The organism is Rhizobium leguminosarum (genome assembly GCF_001679785.1).
GTDB classification, from domain to species: Bacteria; Pseudomonadota; Alphaproteobacteria; order Rhizobiales; family Rhizobiaceae; genus Rhizobium; species Rhizobium leguminosarum_R.
Window position 1 is genome coordinate 498451 of sequence record NZ_CP016290.1, and the last position, 21431, is coordinate 519881.

General features: G+C 58.0%; 14 protein-coding genes, 11 pseudogenes and 1 riboswitch. Of the genes and pseudogenes, 15 read left to right on the top strand and 10 right to left on the bottom strand.

Annotation, left to right across the window (positions count from 1 at the left end):
* Nucleotides 1–10: 10 nt before the first annotated feature.
* Nucleotides 11–208, bottom strand: a pseudogene (locus BA011_RS43600) (IS5/IS1182 family transposase); the annotation flags it as partial.
* A gap of 277 nt (nucleotides 209–485) precedes the next feature.
* Between BA011_RS43600 and BA011_RS36745 the strand changes: the two are divergent.
* From BA011_RS36745 to rpsU, 8 genes are all read left to right on the top strand, one after another.
* Nucleotides 486–734 carry a hypothetical protein gene (locus BA011_RS36745; RefSeq protein ID WP_062940189.1) on the top strand — a complete coding sequence of 83 codons (249 nt, stop codon included), beginning with the start codon at nucleotides 486–488 and terminating at the stop codon, nucleotides 732–734.
* 415 nt (nucleotides 735–1149) lie between these two features.
* Complete coding sequence (locus BA011_RS36750) at nucleotides 1150–1860, top strand: hypothetical protein (RefSeq protein WP_062940103.1); 711 nt, start codon at nucleotides 1150–1152, stop codon at nucleotides 1858–1860.
* 222 nt (nucleotides 1861–2082) lie between these two features.
* Nucleotides 2083–2194: riboswitch (TPP riboswitch) on the top strand.
* Nucleotides 2195–2286: 92 nt separating this feature from the next.
* Nucleotides 2287–4104 (top strand): phosphomethylpyrimidine synthase ThiC, encoded by a 1818-nt coding sequence (gene thiC / locus BA011_RS36755; RefSeq protein WP_065284429.1) that lies wholly within the window; start codon nucleotides 2287–2289, stop codon nucleotides 4102–4104.
* 1 nt (nucleotide 4105) lies between these two features.
* Complete coding sequence (gene thiO, locus BA011_RS36760) at nucleotides 4106–5077, top strand: glycine oxidase ThiO (protein ID WP_065284430.1); 972 nt, start codon at nucleotides 4106–4108, stop codon at nucleotides 5075–5077.
* Nucleotides 5074–5271 (top strand): sulfur carrier protein ThiS, encoded by a 198-nt coding sequence (gene thiS / locus BA011_RS36765; RefSeq protein ID WP_065284431.1) that lies wholly within the window; start codon nucleotides 5074–5076, stop codon nucleotides 5269–5271. The genes thiO and thiS overlap by 4 nt, the downstream gene beginning before the upstream one ends.
* 3 nt (nucleotides 5272–5274) lie before the next feature.
* The gene (locus BA011_RS36770; protein WP_062940107.1) at nucleotides 5275–6048 is read left to right on the top strand and encodes a thiazole synthase; all 774 of its coding nucleotides are present in this window, start codon (nucleotides 5275–5277) and stop codon (nucleotides 6046–6048) included.
* The gene (locus tag BA011_RS36775; protein WP_062940108.1) at nucleotides 6045–6665 is read left to right on the top strand and encodes a thiamine phosphate synthase; all 621 of its coding nucleotides are present in this window, start codon (nucleotides 6045–6047) and stop codon (nucleotides 6663–6665) included. Before BA011_RS36770 ends, BA011_RS36775 begins: the two co-directional genes overlap by 4 nt.
* Before the next feature lie 283 nt (nucleotides 6666–6948).
* A complete protein-coding gene (rpsU, locus tag BA011_RS36780; RefSeq protein WP_003554884.1) occupies nucleotides 6949–7188 on the top strand; it encodes a 30S ribosomal protein S21 in 240 nt (79 codons plus the stop codon).
* 16 nt (nucleotides 7189–7204) lie between these two features.
* Here the strand turns inward: rpsU and BA011_RS36785 are convergent, their stop codons facing one another.
* Entirely contained in the window at nucleotides 7205–8320 is a 1116-nt protein-coding gene (locus BA011_RS36785) for an IS630 family transposase (protein ID WP_065282351.1), read from the bottom strand.
* A 28-nt stretch (nucleotides 8321–8348) separates the two neighbouring features.
* On the opposite strand from BA011_RS36785, the gene BA011_RS36790 reads away from it, so the two are divergent.
* Nucleotides 8349–8633 (top strand): LexA family protein, encoded by a 285-nt coding sequence (locus BA011_RS36790; protein ID WP_420493416.1) that lies wholly within the window; start codon nucleotides 8349–8351, stop codon nucleotides 8631–8633.
* 279 nt (nucleotides 8634–8912) lie between these two features.
* Here BA011_RS36790 and BA011_RS44725 read toward each other — a convergent pair whose 3' ends face one another.
* From BA011_RS44725 to BA011_RS36810, 4 genes and pseudogenes are all read right to left on the bottom strand, one after another.
* Nucleotides 8913–9458: a hypothetical protein gene (locus tag BA011_RS44725; protein WP_062940111.1), complete on the bottom strand. Its 546-nt coding sequence runs from the start codon at nucleotides 9456–9458 to the stop codon at nucleotides 8913–8915.
* 183 nt (nucleotides 9459–9641) lie between these two features.
* The gene (locus tag BA011_RS36800) at nucleotides 9642–10709 is read right to left on the bottom strand and encodes a replication protein RepA (RefSeq protein WP_065284432.1); all 1068 of its coding nucleotides are present in this window, start codon (nucleotides 10707–10709) and stop codon (nucleotides 9642–9644) included.
* Nucleotides 10702–11157: pseudogene (locus tag BA011_RS36805) on the bottom strand (alpha-hydroxy-acid oxidizing protein); the annotation flags it as partial. The pseudogene BA011_RS36805 and the gene BA011_RS36800, both read right to left, overlap by 8 nt.
* Before the next feature lie 272 nt (nucleotides 11158–11429).
* A pseudogene (locus tag BA011_RS36810) lies at nucleotides 11430–11799 on the bottom strand (IS110 family transposase); the annotation flags it as partial.
* A gap of 836 nt (nucleotides 11800–12635) precedes the next feature.
* Here BA011_RS36810 and BA011_RS45770 point away from each other — a divergent pair.
* From BA011_RS45770 to BA011_RS43615, 5 genes and pseudogenes are all read left to right on the top strand, one after another.
* Nucleotides 12636–13080, top strand: a pseudogene (locus BA011_RS45770) (MerR family transcriptional regulator); the annotation flags it as partial.
* A 31-nt stretch (nucleotides 13081–13111) separates the two neighbouring features.
* The gene (locus tag BA011_RS36815) at nucleotides 13112–14074 is read left to right on the top strand and encodes a TlpA disulfide reductase family protein (protein WP_065284433.1); all 963 of its coding nucleotides are present in this window, start codon (nucleotides 13112–13114) and stop codon (nucleotides 14072–14074) included.
* Nucleotides 14075–14204: 130 nt separating this feature from the next.
* A pseudogene (gene istA, locus BA011_RS36820) lies at nucleotides 14205–15490 on the top strand (IS21 family transposase).
* Nucleotides 15490–16353: pseudogene (gene istB / locus BA011_RS36825) on the top strand (IS21-like element helper ATPase IstB). The pseudogenes istA and istB overlap by 1 nt, the downstream one beginning before the upstream one ends.
* Nucleotides 16354–16408: 55 nt before the next feature.
* Nucleotides 16409–16625 (top strand): annotated as a pseudogene (locus BA011_RS43615) (IS66 family transposase); the annotation flags it as partial.
* A 284-nt stretch (nucleotides 16626–16909) separates the two neighbouring features.
* Here the strand turns inward: BA011_RS43615 and BA011_RS36835 are convergent.
* The 3 pseudogenes from BA011_RS36835 to BA011_RS36850 form a co-directional block, all read right to left on the bottom strand.
* Nucleotides 16910–17625, bottom strand: a pseudogene (locus BA011_RS36835) (IS6 family transposase).
* Nucleotides 17626–17639: 14 nt separating this feature from the next.
* Nucleotides 17640–17890, bottom strand: a pseudogene (locus tag BA011_RS36840) (IS6 family transposase); the annotation flags it as partial.
* Nucleotides 17891–19024: 1134 nt separating this feature from the next.
* Nucleotides 19025–19419 (bottom strand): annotated as a pseudogene (locus tag BA011_RS36850) (IS6 family transposase); the annotation flags it as partial.
* Nucleotides 19420–19459: 40 nt separating this feature from the next.
* Here BA011_RS36850 and BA011_RS36855 point away from each other — a divergent pair.
* Nucleotides 19460–20190 (top strand): annotated as a pseudogene (locus BA011_RS36855) (IS6 family transposase).
* A 49-nt stretch (nucleotides 20191–20239) separates the two neighbouring features.
* On the opposite strand, the gene BA011_RS36860 reads toward BA011_RS36855, so the two are convergent.
* Nucleotides 20240–21286 carry an LLM class flavin-dependent oxidoreductase gene (locus BA011_RS36860; protein WP_062940118.1) on the bottom strand — a complete coding sequence of 349 codons (1047 nt, stop codon included), beginning with the start codon at nucleotides 21284–21286 and terminating at the stop codon, nucleotides 20240–20242.
* Nucleotides 21287–21431 lie beyond the last annotated feature (145 nt).

The following is a 21431-nucleotide window of genomic DNA, read 5'->3' on the forward strand; positions in this document are numbered from 1 at the left end:
AAACGGCTGATCATGCCGTGGCCGCCTTGCCGGAGATGTATTTCGGGCGTGCGCAGTCAAGCATGCGGTTGAGACGGCGCAGCCGATGGCGACTTCGGTCTGCTGACCATGCCGCGACCTCCCCCGCAGACGCCGCCCGATGATGAACTTGTGTCGCCCGATTGCCGTTTCGACCAGCGTAACCGTTAGAGCCCTGCCATTTCATCCGGGCCACCAATGCCACAAAGCGCGATTTATGTAATTATATATACAATAATATATGATGTAACGGACTTGTTTCTCATAATATTCAATAATTGTCCGCCAAACTGAAACCGATATACTATAAAATATATCCAACTAACTGTTGCGTTGTTTGTCGTTTTCATCAACTGTCCTGTTACGAGGAGTGATGATGGTGCAACAGGAAAATTCTTACCCTATGAATGCTGAAATCTAGCCGGCGACATCATCCTCCGGAAGGTTTGCACAAGGAGCGCGATGACATGGATCACCAAAAGAAATCAGACAAGCGCCTTGGCTACTCGCATCTGCGGTTGGCAACCATCGACGGCGTGTCGCTGCCTGGTCTACAATTGTCACTCGACCGGCAGGAGGGCTCCGTGTCGACGAAGAAGACCTTTTTCGAACAATGGCTCCTGGATTTTGCTTTCGGTTGCTACCTATTTTATCCGATCCAGCTGTATGAACATCCCGCAACGAGCGAGAGGACGACAAAGGCGCTAAACCGTTAAGTGAAAGTTACGGTATATAATTGGGAGAATTTGGACCGGCCGCCACGTTCCTCCTTTGAAATCCACGTCTATCGGGTTTCCATATTTCAGGATGGAAGCGCCGGCTCAGTCGCGAACGCTTGCAAATCAGGTCGGCGAGCGGATGGAGGATATCAAGGACGACATCGATGCGAGGCAAGCCAAAGGACGCCTCGGGCACACAGGCTTCAATCAGGTGTGAACCAGCACGGCAGGAACATCGAAAGATGGTAAGAAAGTCTTTGGAAACCTGACCGTTATACGGTTCACGCAAGGCGCATCTCAAATCTTGCTGCCGCTATCAAATACGCTGACAACGCGCGCTCGCCTGCCAATCAAGGAAATTTGACGCGCAGGGTTCGCCCATCAAATTTGCTGCAGAAAGGATTCGTTCTCCGTGTCATTTTGTTCTTCGAAACGCATTCGCATCGCCGCACTTGCAGCGACCACCATCGTGCTGGGCACCCAGATCGCAATTGCGCAAGAACCGTCTCTAGGGTCTCAGTGGCTGAACACGCCGGCATCTCGAGTGGAAGCGCTTGCTGTCCTCCAGACCTTGAATGCCAATCTCCTGAGTAACGCCAGCGCTACGTTGACGCTTGACCGCTGGTGCGCCGCGCACAAGCTCGCACCTGAAGGTTCCAAGATCGTAGCTCAGCGTGTGGGCGGGCAAGGCAAACCAGCCGATGAGCACATCCGTGAACTTCTGACCGTCGGCCCCGGTGAGCTGATCGCTTATCGCCGCGTCCGCCTGGTCTGCGGCGACCGCGTCTTGTCCGAGGCCGACAACTGGTATGTACCTGCAAAATTAACTGCAGAAATGAATCAGGCGTTGAATACCAGCGATATCGCGTTTGGCAGAGCCGTTCAGGCTCTTAATTTCACTCGCACAAACCTGTCTGCCACGTTGCTCTGGTCCCCTCTATCCGAAGGCTGGGATATGGACGGCTTAACAGCGCATGAAACAAGTTCCCTTAGCCTGCCGCCGTTCCTGCTCGAACATCGTGCCGTACTGAAACTTCGAGACGGCACGCCGTTTAGCGCCTTGGTCGAAAGCTACACGGACAAAGTATTAGACTTTCCAGTTCCGCACCTGCTTTCTCAATAGCGCTTCGGTATTTCGGTACACTTGCTAAACTGCTCGGAATAAAAATCGACAGCCACTGCATGCGACAAAGGCGTCTGTCTTGCGGATGCGTGTCGGTCGGGCGATTGCCCTTGTGGATTCGTTGAGCGCGGCGACCACGCACGATAGCCTAAGTGTAACCCGGATCCCAAGCCATGGCAGATTGTCGCTTGACAGTCCCCTCGGCAAGCCTCTACCCTTTTTTGCATTCACCAGGGGGGTCCCGGCAAGGGGCTGAGATACTGCTATCGCGCGCAGTGACCCGTTGAACCTGATCCAGTTCATACTGGCGTAGGGACGGTGCAAGCGCTCGAAGGCAGTGGATTCACGTGTGGAATCCATGCCGGCGTCTTTTCATCATTCCGGCTGAGGACTGGGTCTCCAATCGAAAACTTGGAGCCTCAAACCATGAGTATCGCCGCCACCCCAACCGTCACCACCGGCCCCTTGCCGGCATCCAGGAAGATCTACATTCGCGGGGACATCCATCCCGACATTTGCGTGCCGATGCGCGAAATCAGCCTGCATCCGACATCGGGCGAGCCGCCCGTTGTCGTCTACGACTCCTCCGGCCCCTATACGATCGACGGCGCCGAGATCCGTATCGAACAGGGGCTGCCCTCACTGCGACGCGACTGGGTTCTCGCCCGCGGCGACGTCGAGGCATATCAGGGCCGCCATGTCCGTCCCGAAGACAACGGCTTTGCAAGCGGCGAAAGGCTGACGCCCGAATTCCCCACGCTACGCCAGCCGCTGCGCGCAAAGGACGGCAAGGCCGTCACCCAGTTCGCCTATGCGCGCGCCGGTATCATCACGCCGGAAATGGAGTTCATCGCCATCCGCGAAAACCTCGGCCGCAAGGCGCAGGCGGACGCCATAGTCCGCGACGGCGAGAGCTTCGGCGCCCACGTTCCCGACCATGTGACGGCGGAATTCGTCCGCCAGGAAGTGGCCGCAGGCCGGGCGATCATCCCCGCCAACATCAACCATCCGGAAGCAGAACCGATGATCATCGGCCGGAACTTCCTGGTGAAGATCAACGCCAATATCGGCAACTCGGCCGTCACCTCGTCGATGACGGAAGAGGTTGAAAAAATGGTCTGGGCCGCCCGCTGGGGCGCTGACACGGTCATGGATCTCTCCACCGGCCGCAACATCCACAACATCCGCGAATGGATCATCCGAAACTCGCCCGTGCCGATCGGTACCGTGCCGCTGTATCAGGCGCTGGAGAAGGTCGAGGGCATTGCCGAGAACCTGACCTGGGAGCTCTATCGTGACACGCTGATCGAACAGGCCGAACAGGGCGTCGACTATTTCACCATCCATGCCGGCGTGCGGCTTCACTACATCCCGCTCACTGTCAACCGTGTGACGGGCATCGTCTCGCGCGGCGGTTCGATCATGGCCAAGTGGTGTCTCCATCATCATCGCGAAAGCTTCCTTTACGAGCATTTCCAGGAGATCTGCGACATCTGCCGTGCCTACGACGTCTCCTTCTCGCTCGGTGACGGCCTGCGCCCCGGCTCGATCGCTGACGCAAACGATGCGGCGCAGTTCGCCGAACTGGAAACACTGGGAGAGCTGACCAAGATCGCCTGGGCGAAAGACTGCCAGGTGATGATCGAAGGCCCCGGCCATGTGCCGATGCACAAGATCAAGGAGAACATGGACAAGCAGCTGAAGGTCTGCGGCGAGGCGCCTTTCTATACGCTTGGGCCGCTGACGACTGATATCGCGCCGGGCTACGATCACATCACCTCTGGGATCGGCGCTGCCATGATCGGCTGGTTCGGCACCGCGATGCTCTGCTACGTCACGCCGAAGGAGCATCTCGGTCTTCCGGATCGCAACGACGTCAAGACCGGCGTTATCACCTATAAGATCGCGGCCCACGCCGCCGATCTCGCCAAGGGGCATCCGGCAGCACAGCTGCGCGACGACGCGCTCTCGCGTGCCCGTTTCGAATTCCGCTGGGAGGATCAGTTCAACCTCTCGCTGGACCCCGAAACCGCCCGCAGCTTCCACGACGAGACGTTGCCGAAGGAAGCCCATAAGGTGGCGCATTTCTGCTCCATGTGCGGCCCAAAATTCTGCTCCATGCGCATCTCGCACGATATCCGCGCCGAAGCACAGAAGGAAGGTCTGGATGCGATGGCAGCGCGTTATCGCGAGGGCGGCGACCTCTATATGCCAGTTCAAACCCTGCAACATTCGGGCGAATGAGATGCGTGTGCTTGTCAAAGGGGCCGGCGTTGCCGGCCTGACGGTGGCGCATGAACTGCGCGCTCGAGATGCCGAGGTCACTGTGCTCGATCCATATGACGGTTTCCTGCGTGCTGCTTCGTGGCTCGCGGGCGGAATGTTGGCGCCCTGGTGCGAGCGGGAGAGTGCTGATGACGCGGTACTCATGCGGGGTCTCACCGCCGCCGACAAATGGGAGGCAATGGTGCCGGGAGAGGTGCGACGAAACGGAACGCTCGTGGTCGCCTCGGCCCGCGATCTTGGTGAACTGAGACGCTTTGCCTGCCGCACGACGGGTTATGAATGGCTGGAAGAGCCGGCGATCGCGGCGCTGGAACCCTCTCTTGCCGGGCGGTTCCGGCACGGGCTGTTCTTTCGCCGCGAAGCCCATCTCGATCCCCGGCGAGTTTTGACTCTGCTGCGCACCAAGCTGACGGTTCAGGGGGTCACCTTCATGGGCGAGAGCCCGCGCGAGAGCTTCGACAGGGTCGTCGATTGCACGGGCGCAGCGCAGATCGGCAAGGCCGAGGAGTTACGCGGCGTCCGCGGCGAAATGCTTTACCTTAGAAGCTCCGACGTGAACCTCTCCCGGCCGGTCCGCTTGCTCCATCCGCGTATCCCGGTCTACATCGTCCCGCGTGGAGACGGTCTGTTCATGGTCGGCGCGACAATGATCGAGACGGATTTCGACGGGCCGATAGTCGCCCGTTCACTGATGGAATTGCTCAACGCCGCATACACGCTATCTCCGGCCTTTGCCGATGCAACCATCATCGAAACGGGTGTTGGAATCCGCCCAGCCTTTCCGGACAATCTTCCGCGCGCAAGCCATCAGGGAAAGGTGATCTCGCTCAACGGCCTCCACCGCCACGGCTTTCTGCTCGCGCCAGCCATGGCGGCCGAGGCGGCTGAACTTGTCTTCAATCAACATACCACGGGAAGGAATGTCCCATGAAATTGATCGTTAATGGCGAGGAACACGATGTCGCGGCTGAGACGTTGTCAGAGCTTTTAGTCCTGATGGAATACGAGGGTAATTGGCTGGCGACAGCCGTCAACGGTGAGCTTGTCCATCGCGAAGACCGGTTCGATCGCTCGCTCAAAGACAACGACAGCATCGAAATCCTGTCGCCGATGCAGGGAGGCTGACGGATGCTGACGCTTTATGGGGCCGAAATAAACTCACGTCTGCTGCTCGGCACAGCGCGATACCCCTCTCCTGCCGTCCTCTCCGAGGCTGTCAGGCAATCGGCGACGGAAATCGTCACCGTCTCGCTTCGTCGTGAGATGTCTGGCGGCCGCAGTGGGGGCACCTTCTTCGAGATGATCCGCGCGCTCGCCATCCGTATCCTACCCAACACTGCAGGTTGCCACAGCGTCGCGGAAGCGGTGCTGACCGCAAGGATGGCGCGCGAGCTGTTCGCCACCGACTGGATCAAGCTCGAGGTCGTCGGCAACCATGATACGCTACAGCCGGATGTCTTCGGTCTCGTCGAGGCGGCTCGTATTCTCGTCAGCGAAGGTTTCGAAGTCTTCCCGTACACGACCGACGATCTGGTCGTGGCCGAACGACTGCTGGAGGCCGGCTGCAAGGTGCTGATGCCTTGGTGCGCACCGATCGGCAGTGCCGCCGGGCCGCTCAATCCGACAGCGCTCAGAGCAATGCGGGCGCATTTCCCTGACGTGTCGCTAATCGTCGATGCCGGCATCGGTCGGCCGTCCCACGCAACTGCGGTCATGGAGCTCGGTTTCGATGCGGTTCTGCTCAACACCGCCGTTGCCGGCGCCGGCGATCCCGCAGCGATGGCAGCCGCCTTTGCCGCGGCAATCGCCGCCGGCAATCAAGCCTTTAACGCCGGTCTGATGGAGCCACGCGACATGGCCGTCCCCTCCACGCCGGTGATCGGAAAGGCGGTGTTCACATGAAGATCGATCCGTTCTACCTGATCGTCGACAGCGCCGAGTGGATTGCCCGGCTGGTACCGCTTGGCGTCAAGCTGGTGCAGTTGCGCATCAAGGATCGTCCGGAGACTGAACTACGCGCCGAGATCCGTCGCGCAGTAGCAGTCTGCGCTAAACATCAATCTCAACTGATCGTTAACGACCACTGGCGGCTTGCGATCGTGGAAGGTTGCGACTGCGTCCATCTCGGCCAGGAGGACCTTGCGACAGCGGACCTCGACGCGATCCGAGCGAGTGGCCTGAAGCTTGGCGTCTCAACGCATGACGAACGCGAGCTGGAAATCGCACTGGCAGCAAGGCCTGACTATATCGCACTCGGCCCGGTCTACACGACGATCCTCAAGCCGATGAAATGGGCGCCGCAAGGGCTGACGCGGCTGAGCGAATGGAAATCGCGCATCGGCGACCTGCCTCTGGTCGCCATCGGCGGGTTGAATGTCGAACGGATCGAAGGCGTCCTTGCTCACGGGGCGGATAGCGTCGCCGTCGTGACCGACGTGATGCGGCATGAAAATCCGGAACTGAGAACAAAGCAATGGATCATCGCCACAGCGCAGGCGCGAACCCGCAATCTTCAGTAAGCCGTCAGGAAACCTGGGTAATGGATTGTAGAATCTACGGGTCGGTCAAGGTAGTGGCATCATCAAAAAATCGAAGTTTGAACGCTATGGAAACCGAAAGCGTATCGGTCTTCAAAGGATCTGAACTTCTGACCCATCAATCGGTGGCAGAGCTTACACCAGCCCACTCGCGGTCGTGCCCATGAAAACAGGGCGGCAGAGATTCAGGCAAACTGTCCTCCAAGCCTTGATCATAAGTGCACATGGATCTAATGAGGCGCGTCAGTGATCCTAGGAGTTTAGAATGCAAGTTCTGGTACGCGACAACAACGTTGAGCAAGCGCTTCGCTTTCTGAAAAAGAAGTTGCAACGCGAGGGCGTTTTTCGGGAGGCCCGACTTCGGGAGCGTTTTGAAAAGCCCTCCGAAAAACGTGCCCGTGAAAAGGCCGAGGGTATCAGGCGCGTCCGTAAACTCGCTCGCAAAAAGCTTGAACGGGAAAGCGGTATTTCCGCCCCGAAGAAGGCGAGAGCTTCTGGTCGCTAGTACCACGCCACAGAGATTATGACTCTTTGACGGGGTAAGCTTTACGGAGCTTTTTGCGGGCATTTTCGGTTGTGAACATCCATTGGATCTTTGCGCCGTGGGCGTTGCGTTGCTGCTCCCAGGCTGCGACTTCGGCGATTATGGTGTCTTTGTTGTCGATACGACGGTCGAGGCATTGGCTACGCAGGACACCGATCTCGATCTCGACCATGTTGAGCCAACTGGCGTGCTTGGGCGTGTGGTGGAACTCCAGTCGCTTCAGCACCCTTCGAGCTTGCGGGGCGGGAAATGCGTCGTAAAGCGCCCCGGCGGAATGAGTGGAGAGGTTGTCCATCACCACGCGGATGATCGGCGCGTCGGGATAATCGACGTCGACCAGTTCGCGCATGCACTCGGCGAAGTCTTGGTTGGTTCGCCGATCGGTGACCTTCACCCTGCGCCAGGGCCGGTGGGCGTCCATGAAGACAAACAGATTGACCGTGCCGTTTCGGCGATACTCGCAATCGTAGCGTTCAAGCTGGCCAGGCTTGGCCGCAATGGGCTCGCGCACTTCGCCGATGAGTTGGGTCGGGCTCTCGTCGAAGCAGACCACGGGCCTTTGTGGATCAGGCGTTTCTGCGTAGAGGTCGAGAACATCCTCCATGCGCGCGACGTATTCCCCATCGATCTTTGGGATGCACCACATGTCTTTGCGCCAAGGCTTGAGATGGTTCTCAGCCAGCCGGCGACGCACGGTCTCCGAGGACAACTGGTCATGATCGGTGAGCCGGACCATCTCATCTGCCAGAAGCTCCAGGGTCCAGCGGGCTCGCCCGGGCGGCGGCTTTGAGCAGGCGGTCGCTACCAACAGCGCCTCCTCCTTGCTCGATAGCTTGCGCTCAACACCCGGGCGCGGTTCTTCGCTGAGCGCCCCTTCCAGATTGGCTTCCACAAACCGGCGTTTGGTCCGGTAAATCGTCGATCCGCTGACGTTCAAGGTTGCCGCGATCACCTCGTCGCTGAAGCCTTCGTTCGCTGCGACCAGGATCTGGGCGCGCTTGATCTTGCGCGACCTGTGGCACCCCCCGCTCAACAAAGCGGCCAGTTGGTCACGTTCCGATTGGCTAAGCTCTATGTGAAACTTTATATTCATCGACACCTCCTTCAGCGTGGAGACGCAGATGAATCCCAAAATGAGTCCCTCACTTGACCCGCAAGCCGCAACGGCAAGACGGGGCCTTACGCAGATCCAAGGCCAGTACCTGGCCTTCATCTACGCCTACAGCCGCATCTTCAAACAGCCTCCGGCCGAAGCCGACATGCGTCGCCACTTCGGCGTTACGGCTCCGTCTGTTCACCAGATGGTGCTGACCCTCGAGAAGGCGGGTTTTATATCTCGCGTGCCAGGCGCCGCACGCAGCATCCAACTTCTCATCCCACCAGAAGCCCTGCCAATTCTACGATAAGACAAACCGTCATAATCTCTGTGGCGTGGTACTAGTCGGGATCGAGTGACGGATGTTTCGTCTGTCGAGGGTATCACATTGTCGTGCCCTTCCCTCAGGAGCACAGTGTCCAATGGGAAGTGCTTACGGCGCCTTGATAAAGGTGCAAGGGGCGTCGATGCCTTCGATTAGCGTGAGCTCTCCTTTTAAGGCCGGAAAGATTTCTATTTATCAAGTGGAATCCTCGCGACCCGACAATACTAGCCCCTCCTGGTTGCTTCCTCGGACGGAGTTCGTGACCTAGACATCGCGCCTATTTTTTGGCCCTACCTCGACGAAGCGATCGCGCGCTTCTCCTATCTTCATCCCAGGGTGGCAGTCGCCGCTACCGGCGGAAGCGTGGCGCTCGACAGTTTCGATCCAGCCGTGGAATTCCGGCATACGCTCTACCGTCAGAAGATCCATGGGAGGCGGATGAGCTTCGTCGGGCAATGATCGAAAGACTGCTGCGGCGCCGCCGCAGGCTTCTTTCGTTCGGACGAGTCGTTCCTCGAACGCTATCTCCGCGACAATCTCACGGCGGCCGATCAAGCCTTCCTCAGGACGAATGGTCACGCATTCGAAAGGCAGGGCGACCTCGCCTATAACGCGTTCGGCTATCGATGGGTAAAGCGGTTTGATGCTCCGTCGGATCTCAACTATGTCGTCCTCGTCGACGCTGCGTTGCGATATTTCCTGTACTGTCAGGTCAGCCGAGTCAGCGAAGATGCGCGCGCGGACACGACCGGGACGCAACAACGCTGCTGGCCGTCGTCCGCTGGCTCGACGGCCTGCCGACAAAGACATCAAGATTGAACTCCAGGGCGGCGAGCCTCTTCTCCGTTTGGATGTGTTGACGGAAATCTGAGGTTTCGCCCGGGGCAGGTTCGACAACGGAGTTCGTGGTCTGCACCAAACTCCAGGAGGTCTCAAAGATTGATATTGGGGGCATAGCGCGACCAAGTCGACGGAGCTAAGTATACGTGCCGCCTACACTTTTTTGAGCGATTTGCGCATCAGAGGAAGTCTCAGCGCCCCAAGGTCGGCCGGCTGCAAAATGATGCCGCTTTCAGTGAGCTTAAACGGGGCCTCCGGCAACAGTTCCTTGATGTGTGTAGTCTCTTCGATGAACTTGGCCTTGAAATCGCGCTGACGGCTGAACCCCGATCCAAACTGCTCCGTGAGCGGACCCCAACTAATTGTAAGTGGGGCGCTGATGTTGTACATTCGCCAGCCAAGCCAGAAGTATATATCCAGTTTGCGCGCGCTGCCTTGTAAGGCACTCGCAACGTGCAGGTTGACCGGCAGAGCATGGACCTTCAGGTTCTCGAACATCACGCTGCTAAACGTGACTGTAGACCGCCAGCGGGATTCCGGGTGGCTATCTGTCGATAGCCACATATCGATGTCCTCGATCAGGAAAAACTGATTGGCCTTCATCTTGTTGGGCTCGGTTGAGCTGATGCGTATGGAGCAATGGGCCAGGGCATTCAGCTGCTCCTTGCACGCAGTCAACGGCCCTTTTTTTCCCCCACTGTCGGAGAGGCCCATTTCGCGTACGAAGGCCGTGAAAGTGTCGGCGATTTCGACCGTCGGCGATTTCTGGCGGATGGCTTCGGAGCATAGGTGGATCAGGATCAATCGGGCCTTGGGGCCGAATGGCAGGGTATGCTCAAGCCATGCCCCATCAGGACCCAGGCTAGTCCCCGCCTGCACCATGATCCCCATGTTGCCCTGCTTGCGCCTAAAGTCGCGCAGGTCGATCGGTGGGCGCTTATAAGGCAAGCCACAGATCGCAAGCACGCTATGAAGGTGGCGAATATCCGCAGGTCGCGGATGTTCTTGTAGAAAATGGTCATGGGTCAGGGCACGGCGCCGTTTCTCGCGCGGCATGGCGCTCAGTTCGACCTCGCGCGCTGTACTTTCCGCGTTGCGGGCCACCTGCTCGGCGATGATCTGGCGGACTTCGACTTCGCGAACAGCAGGGAGCTTGAAACGGCTTGCGTCGCGAAGCCGTTTTCTAAGATCGGCGTCCTTGACGATCGATGTATCAGGCATGGGATTGCAGACATGTCGAGGGCAACAAGCGCGCCTGACGCAACGCCGCCAGATCAGCCGAGCCGGTGCAGAAGCAGGCGACCGCCAACTGGCGGATGACGATCTGGAAATGCCCAACAACCGCCTCGGTGGACACCGTTGCCGCGCCCAGCACGCCGGCCGCCTGCCCGGCGATGTCCGCGCCCAGACGGATGGCCCTGGCCACGTCCACGCCATCGCGGATCCCGCCCGACGCGATCAGCTCCACCGTTGGCAGCACCCGACGTACCGCCTGCACGCTGGCCGGGGTCGGGATCCCCCAGTCGGCGAACGCCATCGCCACTGCACGGTCGGCGTCATCGCGGGCGCGCTCGCCCTCCACCGCGGCCCAACTGGTGCCGCCGGCACCGGCCACATCGATCACCGCCACGCCCGCCTCGATGAGCGCACAGGCCACCGAGGCGGATAGGAGCGTCATATAATGTAACATAGAAGACCTCGTGACAGTTTTTCTGAAGCGTGACGTGTTTATGCCGTCTACATACATTTCCTGTGCCAGTCAACGGTCAACAAGCACTTTGCCACGCCAGCAAACTTACGGGCTCCATCGGAGCAGGCATTTCGTCAGCTTTTGGAACAATGGCCCTCAATAACGTCTGCCCTACTCGCTTGAGATTCCATCAAGGGTGGGTAGCGACCTGCACAAGCACAGACGGCGTGCGACAGTGATCGAGGCGGCTAGACGCGCCCGTGCTTGAGCATGAAGGCCCAGACCGTCGTGCGCTCGCCGGCCCTCAATAGCCGGGCGCGCGCAAGCAAGTCTCGACGGTTCGTCCTGACGCGGTCGCCAGGCTTTCTCGGGATCAGCGACGGAGCGACAACCAGGCAGTCATGGCCCAGCGACTTGATGAGCTGGTGGAGGCCGTAACCCGTGGGGCCGGCCTCGTAGCAGAAATGCACGTGATCAAACTTTGCGGCTATACGCTGGATAATGCGGCGCATACTGGCATCCGATGCCTCAACCTCTCTCTCCGTTCCGGCCAGATTCAGCAATCGCATTCTTCAGCTTGGCAACATCGATTCCGACAAAAGCGTTTCTATAATCTGCCACGGCTCGTCCTCCTGTCGTGAAGATCGGCCCGGAGAGTACACACATCAAGGAAGTGTTGCTGAATACCCCGCTTAGGCTCACTGAAAGCGGCTTCATTTTGCAGCCGGCCGACCCTGACGTGCTGGAAACCGCATCTCGCTGAAAAAAGTGTAGGCGGTGCGCCTACTTAGCTCCGCAGACTTGTTCGCGCTTTGCCCCTATATGAATCCTTTAGATTCAATAGGTTGCACCGGGCGCTCCGCAGACTTGGTCGCGCCCCTCCGCAGACTTGGTCGCGCTTTGCCTTGATCTCCGCAGACTTGGTCGCACTTTACCGCAGACTTGGTCGCACTTTGCCGCAGACTTGGTCGCACCTATTTATAGAAACAGAACACCACAAAACATTTCAGAACACTTTTCAAAACATATTTCTAAAATTTCAAAACAGGGATTTTCAAATTTTTGAGAAGATTTTTGACAGGCTCAGAGCCTCCAGGAGAGCGTTTCGAGGAGCTGACGAGGCATTGGCACGAGCTATCAAAAACGCTCCTGAGGGCCTTGGGGCCGGGCCGGGGCAATGCCAGCCGCCAATCCTTCGGTCATCAGTTCCTCAGCCTGTATCGTGGCAGTGAGTGAATCACGCTATCAAGGCCGTGGCTGCGGCTTCCCGGGTGGTTCCTCCCGTGTGGCCCGCAGGATCTCGACCACCCCCGCCGTCGAAGGGCCTGCTCCGGTGGAGCCCGTAAGTTTGTTGGGGCGGCAAAGTGCTTGTTGACTGTTGACTGGCACAGCAAATTGATTTAATCCCCGACGGGATAGATACGTCACACACTAGGAAATCCGTTACGATGCTATTTATGCCGCATTATAAGAATAAACGCTCTCCAACGGATACGTCGGAGTGCATCCAGCGCCATGGCAAAAAAATCTCGGATCGCCTAAGCGCGCGGGGCGCAGCTCCCAAATTTTCATTTCCAGACGACATGACCTTGCGCTCGTACTCCTTGGGCGAGGTCGCCGAGATTCTCGGCGTGGTCGGGCAGTTATCTGCGGCTGTTGTCAAACGATGGGCCGGGGCCAACACCGGAGCGAGGGACCGCAGCAAGACGCTCCTATACGCTTCGACAGATCAACGAACTCCGTCCTTATCACGCTTCGGCCCGTCCGAAAGAGGCTCTGAAGTTTTGCCCGCGCAGGCGCGAGGGTGAGAAACTACAGATCATTCTCAGTAGCTGCCTGCCCGCAAGAACCACTACATCGCTCTATCTGACTCAGGGCCTTGCACTTCAAGGATTCCGCGTTCCTGGCGCACGAACACTGTGGAGAACAAGACATGGCCTCTGGCTTAAATAGCGGCTCTCCGGCCCCGTCGATCAAAGTGCAGCGCTGGCTGCGCGGCGATCCGCTTTCCAACTTCCAGCTCGGGAAGATATACATCCTCGATTTCTTTTCGACTACCTGCGAAGGTTGCGGGCCGGCGCTGGCCCGCCTGGCCCAGCTGCAGGAGAATTACAGCGACATCGGAGTTGATGTCATCGGAGTTGCAGCAGATGAAAAAGCTGCAACGGCTGACAAGGCTAGAGCTCGGGTGCGCCATTGGGTAACCAAATGGCTCCCGCATTCGAACATTCGGATCGCGTTCGACTACTCAGGCGAAATGGATAAGCATTGGATGGATGCCAGTCTGTCTTTCCGATATCCACGGGCGTTTATTGTCGACCGAGACGGCAGCATCGCCTTTATCGGCCACCCGTTTCGTGATCGAATTCGGGCGGCTGCAGAGATTGAGGATTGGGAGACGGCGCTCTCGGCCAGTGAAGAGGGCACCAACCTGATCCCGGACAGCCTCTCCTTGCGCAAATGGCATGTCGGGACATCGATCGGAGGAATGCGCGACATGGATGCGGGCTGGATGGCGTTAGCCCAATTTGCTCGCGATGCAATTGAACGAAACGCTGAAGATTGGCTTCTCGCGGCGATGCAAGAACTCTTCGGTCCCTATGATTACTCGGGCGTTCCACCTGCGGAACGCTTTTCGATGGGCAAGGAGATCTCCGAACGAATCCTGAGACTGTATCCGCAGCAGGATGCTCTCTCACGCGCTGAGTCTTACGAGACGATTGCCCCTTACTACTATGAGAGCGGCGACAACGATCGGGCTGTGGATTTGGTCGAGCAGGCTTTGAATTTCGTAGAGGGAGAGCCTCTCCCGCACGAGGTCAAGCGGAAAGAGCTGGAGCGCTTGCTGCTGATCCTGGCGGAATACAAGGGCGTGGCTCCGTGGAAGCGGTTTTGAAAAAAAGAACCTGTTGGCGCTCCTCAGGCAGCGTCGACAGGAATTCTGACGAACCTGTCAGGCGAAATGAGAAACTGACCCCCTAACGAAATGAAGAACTGCCCCCTCGTTTCACAACGAGGAGAGATGGATGACGAGCTTGATTTCAGCGCATCCTGCTTTGTCGCGAACGATGCAGGGCGAAGATATGCTTCAGGCAGATGAGGTGGTGGCAATGTTGCGGCTGCACGAGCTTGGCTGGGGTGCCAAGCGTTTATCGAAAGAGTTTGGCTGCGCTCGCAACACTGTCCGCCGATATCTGCGGGAGGGCGGAGCAGCGCCATTCAAAAAGCCGGTTCGCCGCAGTGCTTTCGATGGCTTGGATGATTGGCTCCGCGAACGCTTCTTCCGGCATGACGGCAATGCCGATGTGATCCGGCAGGAGTTGGCCAGCGAGCATGGAATTACCATCGGTTTGCGCTCGGTAGAGCTTCGGGTCCGGGAATGGCGGCGCGAACTCAAAGCGCAGAAGCGGGCAACAGTCCGGTTCGAGACACCGCCAGGCCGTCAATTACAGATCGACTTTGGGCAGACGCGTGTCTGGATTGGCGACGAACGAATCCGGGTAAACGTCTTTGTCGCCACGCTGAGCTATTCCCGACGCATCCATATACGTGCCTCACTGCGAGAGGGACAGACCGACTGGTTCGAGGGCATGGAAGGCGCGTTTCTTCGGTTCGGCGGCGTTCCCAGTGAGGTTCTACTGGATAATGCGAAGGCGCTTGTCGAGCATCACGACGCGGTTAGTCGGGAGGTTCGCTTCAATGCACGGCTATGGGCATTCGCGCGTTACTGGGGCTTCGTGCCACGCGCTTGCGCTCCATACCGGGCCCGGACAAAGGGAAAGGACGAGCGCGGGGTCGGCTACGTCAAGAAGAACGCCATCGCAGGTCGCCGGTTTGAGAGCTGGGCCTCGTTCGAGGCACATTTGGATCGTTGGATACGTGAGGTCGCCGATCAGCGCGACCACGGCACGACTGGTGAACCTCCAATTGAGCGCTTCGCTGGCGAGGCCGATGCCCTTCGCCGCTGTCAGGCCGTGCACCGTTTGGACAGCTGCGCGATCTCGTGCGCAAGGTGCAGGCGGACTGCGCCATCGATCTCGACACGAACAGTTATTCCGTACCCTGGCGTCTCATCGGCGAAAGCGTCCAGGTCGTTGTGCTGGCGGGTCGTGTCATCGTCCGCCACGCCGGCCATGTCGTAGCTGATCATGCTCTCTGCCAGGGACGGCGACAACGGATCGTGGACCGGGCCCACTTTGTCGGCGTTGCGGGTATCGAAGGGTTGGTTCGTTCCGCTCCAGTCGAGACGACGCCAGCAGCCCTGCTGCGACCGCTTGCGGAATACGAGGCTGTGGTTGGAGGTGGCTGGTGATGACAACCGTGGATAATGATTTACTCATCGCGACGCTCGATCGCCTGAAGCTGACGGCAATCCGCGATCAACTCGACAGCCTGCTGGATGAGGCCGCCCGCTCGAAGATGACTCTGCGCGAGGCACTGGCGTTCTTGGTGTCGCGCGAGATTGCCCGGCGCGACGAGCGGCGTATCTCCATGTCGAGCAAACTGGCGCAGTTCCCCTTCGTACGTGAACTCGACGGCTTTGACTTCGAGGCACAGCCATCGGTGGATCGAGGACAGATCAGAGAGTTGGCGACCTGCCGCTGGATCGCTCACGGCGATACCGTCCTATTCCTGGGGCCACCCGGAACAGGGAAAACTCATCTTGCCGTCAGTCTCGGCCGCGAGGCGATCCGCCAAAATTACAATGTCCAGTTCGTGACGGCAGCCACGCTTGTCGCCATGTTGGCCAAGGCTCACAACGACGGAACCCTAGACAAGCAGTTGACGACCCTGTCACGGCCGAAACTGCTCATCATCGACGAACTCGGATATCTGCCCTTCGAAGCGAACGCGGCTCACCTTGTTCTTCCAAACTGGTCTCTCGCCGCTACGAGAAGGGATCGATCCTGATTACCTCAAATCGATCGGTCGAAGAGTGGGGGGAGCGTCTTCGGAGACCCTGTCGTCGCCACCGCGATATTGGACCGCCTGCTGCACCATTCGACAGTGATCACCATCCGAGGTGATAGCTACAGGCTTCGCGAAAAGCGCCGTTCCGGCGCTCGAGACAAACGAAACAGCAAATCAATGAAGGGGGTCAGTTCTTCCTTTCGCCTACGGGGTCAAATCTTCACTTCGCTTGACAGAGCCATTGGAGCAAGAACGTATGGTTGATCCGACCGGATTGTCTTCAACACGTCGAGCAACCGTTGATGAACCGGCCGCAGATGCATCTTCGAAGCTCTTTGCCGACGAGACGACAGCGCCGGTGCTCGATCCGGGGCGCGGTAAGACCAAGACGAGGCAGCTTTGGGGCTTATGCCCGCGATGACAGACCATGGCTGGCAACCGATCCACCCGGTGTCGTCTATGTCTATGCACCGGACCGCAAAGCCGAGCGCCTGATGACTCATCTCGACGGCTTCGTCGGCATTCTCCAGGTCGACGTGTGTGGACGCCCCGGTAAATGCAAGCAAAATCTTACTTCCGTACGGGCATGTGGTCGGATTCTGACGTGTGTCCGGCCTCAAAAAGCGACTTCAACACGTCGCGGGCCCTTACGGAATACGTGGATCAGATCGAACTCGGCTAGGCGTGCTCTGGGCACTCAAACCTAATGATTCTTCTGATCCCGTTTCTGACCGATTGCGCATAATCCTCTGTTAGACCTCACCACACGGCACTGTAAACTTAACGCTGCGCAGGCAAGATCTGGGAATGAGTCTTTGGTTCATTCGGCGTGAAGGCGCGCGATTAGGCGCCATGCTTGCATGGCCGTTGCTCGCAGTTCTCGATGGTGGGTGAATGGAATATCGTGGCGGGGAACGTTAAAGAGGTTGACGATCGGGTCGTGGATGGAAGCGAAACGCTGAAGCTGTCGCGCTGACTTGAAGCGCTTCATGATCCTCTCCCGTCGTCGGACGGGTTTATGAGAGTTCTCCGCCCGATTGTTCGGGCCCTTGTGCGAGCGATGCTCGACGCCCGGCATGATCTCCCGCTTCGCCGCACCGTAGGATCGAAGCTTGTCGGTGATCATCACACGCGGCGAACGGCGTTGCCCTTTCAGAAGCTTTCGCATCAAGCGCTTTGCCGCCTTGGCATGCGGCGGCTTTGCACCAACACGTCGAGAACAAAGCCGTCCTGATCAACGGCGCGCAAAAGCCAGTGTTTCTTTCCACCGATGGTGATGACAACCTCATCGAGGTGCCATTTGTCGCCGAGCCTGCCGGCTGATCGCTTCCGAATGGCGTTGGCAAAGTGTCTGCCGAACTTCTCAGCCCAGAGTCGCACGGTCTGGTGGGAGACGATGACGCCACGCGCTGCCAGCATGTCCTCGACCATCCGCAGGCTGAGCGGAAACCGGAAATAGAGCCAAACGGCATGGGCAATCACCTCCGTTGGAAATCGGTGGCGACGATAAAGAGGATCACGGGAAAATCTGGCCATGCCGCCAGATCCCACATCTTGATCGATGCCAGGTTAACGTTACGCTGCCGCAGCCGCTTCTCGATCATCGGAGCATACGGTTAATCGTGCTGTGGTCCACTTCGAAGCCGCGCTCTTGGAACATCTCCTCAAGGTCTCGGTAGCTGAGCGGATACCGCAGATACCAGGCCACCGCCTGTACGATGAGCCATGCCTCGAAATGCCGCCCTTTGAAATCATCTTTCGACCGGCGCTTCAGCTTCTCGGCAATGGTATTCAGAATCACAGGCTCGCTCCACAAATTCGAAGCGAGAATTTCTCCGGCGAGCGTCAACAGACGGTTAACTAAGAAAATTTGCGACAGGCCCGGTAGCATTCTTTTTCACCTATTCCAGCAGGGTGACGTCTTTCCCCAGATCGCCAACAGAATCTCCAGATCGCCTCGAGCTCAGAAAGCCTTGGCCGTGTGTGAAGCATGACACGTCTTCGGCGCCGCTTCGACATCGACATCCTCGTCGCGGACGCCGGCGAGCACGTCCACTCCCTTTTGGAACTTGCCTACATTCTGGGCGATTTGCCAGTTCCGCACTTTCCCGTCATAGTTAGTGTTCCTTCATGTGTTCGAAGCAATGCGGTTATCCCGCAACGCGGATGCGGCGGCTGTTCCGCTGGCTCGCAATAGCTCTCAAGATTCGCGCCAGGAAGGCCGATTGAGCTGACCAACAATTAATTGCTGCTATTTCAGCTATGTGGGCGGAAAATAGGGGATTGGGCGAAGACGAATGCATGTCGCGAAGCCGCCAAAAGTGACGACGATGTCATAAGTTGGATGTCGAGAATTTCGGTTAATCGGGCCATCTGGAACTGCGACTTACGACCCGTGCAGGAAGAAATTAAGTGGAGATCGCATTGTCCTCAATTTTGGTAGAGGGGGAGTCCGATCGCCGATGTCTGTCGCAAAGCAGAAGCTTCTAAACGCGACCTTCTAAATTAGCGCAAAATATACCGGTCTGATGCCCTCGCAAGTGAAGCGTCTACGCTATTTTGGAAGGGTGAAGGTCAAGCTGAAGCGGACTGTCGCCGAGCTATCGCTGAACAAGACCGTGCTGCGGGGGGTCTCCTTCGTTCGTGCAAGGGTCATCACTATCCAGGTCGCGCATGGCGAGAGCCTCGCCGAGGTCACCACCACCAACGGGATCGTCCGCCTCCCCCGCGCAAGCCCTCGGCATCATCAAGCAGGGAATCGCTAAGTTCGGACTTTTCATGCATGACGCACAATCGTCCTTCGGAGATCCTGCTTTCGCCTGACGCTCTTCAACAACGCGCCGGCATAATGATGGACGAAACAGTCGATCAACATGCCGTAAGGGGCGTTGTCACGTTGTTTGAATGTGGCCACGTGAGGCCGACCCTGCGCTTTTCAGGCAGGCCGTGCACTCACGGCTTCCCACGCGGCCATTGCCTGGCGTCGATGGGTTCGAATTTGTGCTGCGGTGCGGTTGGTCTGGGATGGGACGAAGAGGTTTCGCACGGCGGAGAAGATCGACACGAAATGTTGCAATGAGCCAACCGACCGGAAACCCTGTCGCGTTCGCTCCCGTTTTCTCAACGGCAGGTGAGAATTCTCGCCCGGTTGTTCAAGCCTTTATGCGAGCGGTGTTCCACGTTCGGCATGACCTGGCGTTTGGCCGCCCCGTAGGAGCGCAATTTGTCGGTGATCATACGCTTTGGCGGCATGCCCTGCTTCTTCAGAAGTCGCGTCAGCAGGCGCTTGGCCGCCTTAGTGTTACGCCGCGTCTGGACGATCTCGTCGAGCGGTAGCGTCGCCTTAACATTTGCGGCGGTATTTACCGGCATGAGCCCGAACCCGTCGACCGATGTCACGCCGCCGCGATATAAGCGTCATCGTTTTCCCGCCGAGATCATAGCGCATGCGGTGTGGCTCTATTTCCGCTTTCCGCTGAGCCTGCGTCATATAGAAGATCTGCTGGCAGAGCGCGGCATAGAAGTCTCGTTCCAGACTGCAGCGGGATGAGCTGCCAAGTTCGGCCGAGAATATGCCCGTTCCATCCGACATCGATCCAGAGGACGTTTTGCCGACAAGTGGCATCTCTCGACAAAATGGTCGTTGCTATCAAAGGCAGAAAATACTGGTTGTGGCGGGCCGTCGATGCTGATGGTTATGTTCTCTTTGCATTGCTCCAGAGCCGCCGGGACAAGACGGCGGCCCTTCGACTGATGCGAAAGCTACTGAAGGGCCAGTGCGTCGCGCCACGTGTCATAATCACCGACAAGCTCAGATCCTACAATGCAGCCAGAAGAGAAATCATGCCCAGTGTCGAGCATCGCTCGCATAAGGGCCTGAATAACCGGGTGGAGAATTCGCATCTGGCTGTTCGACGACGCGAACGAGGCATGATCCGGTTCAAGTCGGCAGAGCAATGCCAGCGCTTCCTCTCCATCCATGGCCCGATCGCAAACCTGTTCCATCTTCAACGCAAAAAGACGACCACTGCCGAATATCGAAAACTGCAAAACGCCGCCATGAGCACGTGGCGGGAAATCACCCTTTCGACTGTGGCATAACCCAGCCCCATTGTGGCCAATCCTGTGCCCGACGCAAGTTAAGGCGACGCTACCGACTGAGGGACTTATTGACTGCTGGAATGATCTTATCTCCCCAGAGCTCTATCTGACGCAGCATCGTAGTCTGATCGAGGTCTCCCAGTTGGGTCTGAATCGCAATCTGGTCCGGCTTCAGAATTTCGATTTCTTGCAGGAGGCGGTCAATGACTTGATTTATGCTACCGATCGGCAGGTTCTCCCGCATAGTCTCGAGAGACATATCCTGCTGCGTCGGCGTTGCCTGCAGCATATAGCCATCGTGGCTCTGCTGACGACGCTGATGAAGCGCTTCGGATAGCTGGCGCTGGAAACGTGCGTTGTCGAGATAGCGGTTGATCTCCGCTCCGTCAGCGCTCGCGTAACAGCAGCGCAGCAATGATATCTTCGCGTCGCCAGGGCTCTTGAACTCGGCAGCTGCTGCCTCCTGGATCATTCCTCGCAAAGCACCCAAAGTCTCCAATCCGTTGTGTAGCGCGGTTACGAGGAGATTATGTCTCTCACGATAAGCCCGCCGCATACTGCTCGGAGACCCGGTTGCGATCCAGATCGGCGGCGAGGGCTTTTGAATAGTTCGGACCGAGATCGCAGTCGGAGGGATCTGCATAAAGTGGCCGCTGTGCGAGAAGATTTTCCGACTGAGACCTTTGAGCACAATATCAAGATATTCCGAAAACACGGCTGGCGCGTTATCAATGTTGACGCCGAAGCGCTCGAATTCGAACTGCTGATACCCTGAGCCAACACCGAGCTCGAGGCGGCCGTTCGAAACGACATCGGCAAAACCGATTTCGGCGAGCAAGCGCTGCGGCTGATAAAGCGGCAGGACGCAGACAGCAGTTCCAAGACGAATTCTTTTTGTCACGCCGGCGCAATGAGCGACCATCATCAGCGGCGACGGGACCAGGCTGTAGTTGTTAAAGTGATGTTCGGCGAACCAAGCGGTATCGAAGCCTGCCTGCTCAGAAAGGACGGCTTGTTCAATGGCGTCGTGGATGACGCTGTCCGACGTTTGGTGATAGCCGCGCTGGGTGGCCAGAATGAATGTCGCGAACTCCATACAGTCTCCTTGTTCGCTATCGGGAAGACCCGATGTAGGATGCAGGTCGTAAAGCCTTAGCCAATCCAGCTTTCGACGATCGAGTAAGCGGCCATCTCGCGAGAAGCTGCCTCTGCCATTCGCCTTGAACCGCAGAGCGTGTCTG